The sequence below is a fragment of the Inquilinus sp. genome, from assembly GCF_057815775.1.
On record NZ_JBYRFX010000604.1, the window covers coordinates 1 to 2,214 of the forward strand.

Here is a 2,214-nt window from a genome sequence, read left to right on the forward strand (position 1 = left end):
ACCTGAACCCGGAGACCGAGCCTCAGCTGGCGGCGCTTGGCGTTCCGCAGGTGGCGTTCAACTACCTCGGCCGCTTCGCCGGGCTGGAAGGAGACGGGGCTGGCGATGGCGCCTGGTCCCTGGCGCCGGAGGCGGCCGGGCTTGGCGGCGGTGGCGATCCGGCGATGCCGCTGTCCCATCCGATCACGCTCGACGCCATCGCCGAGACGCGGGCCGGGGGGCCGGTGCTGGTGGCGCGCTGGTCGTGGGCCGGCGCCTTGTTCGAGGCGGCGGAGATCGAGGACCTGGCGCGACGCTGGTTTGGCGCGCTGGAGACGCTGGCCGGCTGGGCTGCGCGATCCGAGGGGGCCGGGCTGACGCCGTCGGACGTGCCGCTGGCCGGGCTGGACCAGGCGGCGATCGAGCGGCTGGAGGCGGCCGGGCCGGTGGCCGAGATCCTGCCGCTGACGCCGCTGCAGGAGGGGCTGCTGTTCCATGCCCTCTACGACACGGAGGCTCCTGACGCCTATCTGGTGCAGCTGGGTGTCAACTTTGATGGTCCGCTCGCGCCGGCGGCGCTGAAGCGGGCGGCGGCAGGGCTCCTGGGCCGACATCCGCATCTCGCGGCCGGCTTCGTCACGGCGGGGCTGGAGCGGCCGGTGCAGGTGGTCCCGCGCGATCCGGCGCTGGCGTGGAGCGAAGTCGACCTGTCGGGGCTTGCCGCCGCAGGTCAGGCGGAGGCGCTGGACGCGGTGCTGGCCGCGGAGCGGGCCCATCTCGGCCCGGCGGCGATCGCGACGGGCCGGGTGCCGCTGCTGCGCTTCGGCCTGATCCGGCTGGGGCTGGAGCGACACCGGCTGGTGCTGACCAATCATCATCTGCTGCTCGACGGCTGGTCGATGCCGGTGCTGATGACGGAACTGGTGACACTCTACCGCGCCGACCTCGACGGGGAGAGCCTCGACCGCGCGCTGCCGCGGCCGGTGCCCTACCGAGCGCATCTCGGCTGGCTCGCCGCCCAGGATCGGGCGGCGGCCGAAGCTGCCTGGCAGGCGGCGCTCGCCGGGCTCGACGAGCCGACATTCGTCGCCCCGCCTGCGCCCGCTGCGGCCAGCATCTTCCCCGCGACTCACGGTTGGGCGCTGCCGGCGGCAACGACGGTGGCGCTCGACGCCGTGGCACGACGACACGGGCTGACCCTCGGCACCGTGGCGGCCGCCGCCTGGGGGCTGATCGTCGCCCAGCTGACCGGACGCAGCGACGTCACCTTCGGCCTCACCGTCAACGGCCGCCCGGCTGAGATCGCCGGCATGGAGCGCATGGTCGGGCTGTTCATCAACACCGTGCCGGTGCGGCTCGTCCTCGACCCGGCCGAGTCGCTGGCCGGGCTGATGGTGCGTCTGCAAGGCGAGCAGGCCGGGCTGATGCCGCACCAGCATCTGGGGCTGACCGAGATCCAGCGCCTGGCCGGTCACGGTGCACTGTTCGACACGCTGGTGGTGGTCGAGAACTACCCGGGCGACGACGCCCTGTCCGCGCCCCTTCCCGGCGGCCTGCGCCTGAGTCCGGCCGGGCATCACGGCGGCGACGTCTCGCACTACCCGCTCGGCCTGATGGCCCAGCCCGGCGAGCAACTGCGCCTGGCCCTCAGCTACAGCCCCGACCTGTTCGAGCTTGAGACGGTGGTGGCGCTGGCGAAGCGCGTGGAGCGCCTGCTGGAGGCGCTGGTGCAGGACCCCGGGCAGCGGATCGGAGCGATCGATCTGCTGGCGCCGGAGGAGCGGCAGCAGATCCTGGTTGATTGGAACGACACGGCGCGTCCGGTGCCGGCCACCACCCTGCCCGGACTGTTCGAGGCGCAGGCGGCCCGGACCCCGGACGCCACCGCCCTGGTGTTCGAGGACGAGAGGCTCAGCTACCGCGAGCTGAACGCCCGCGCCAACCATCTGGCGCACCGGCTGATTGCCCTCGGCGCCGGCCCGGAGACGGTCGTGGCGCTGGGCCTGCCCCGGTCCCCCGGGATGGTCATAGCCTTGCTGGCGATCCTCAAGGCGGGCGCCGCGTACCTGCCGCTCGACCCGGATTATCCCGACGAGCGGCTCGGCTTCATGCTGGCCGACGCCCGGCCGGCGGCCCTGGTCACCACATCCGGCCTCGCCCTACGCCTCGCCACCGATGCGCCGACGCTGCTGCTCGACGAACCGGACCTGCAGGCCGCGCTGGCCCTGGCTCCCG

At 73.6% G+C, this 2,214-nt stretch carries 1 protein-coding gene; it reads left to right on the forward strand.

The genetic code is table 11. The features are described 5' to 3' along the window. Nucleotides 1-2,214 (forward strand): condensation domain-containing protein (locus AC3XYG_RS21175; protein WP_489141852.1); only part of this gene is annotated, 2,214 nt, incomplete at both ends.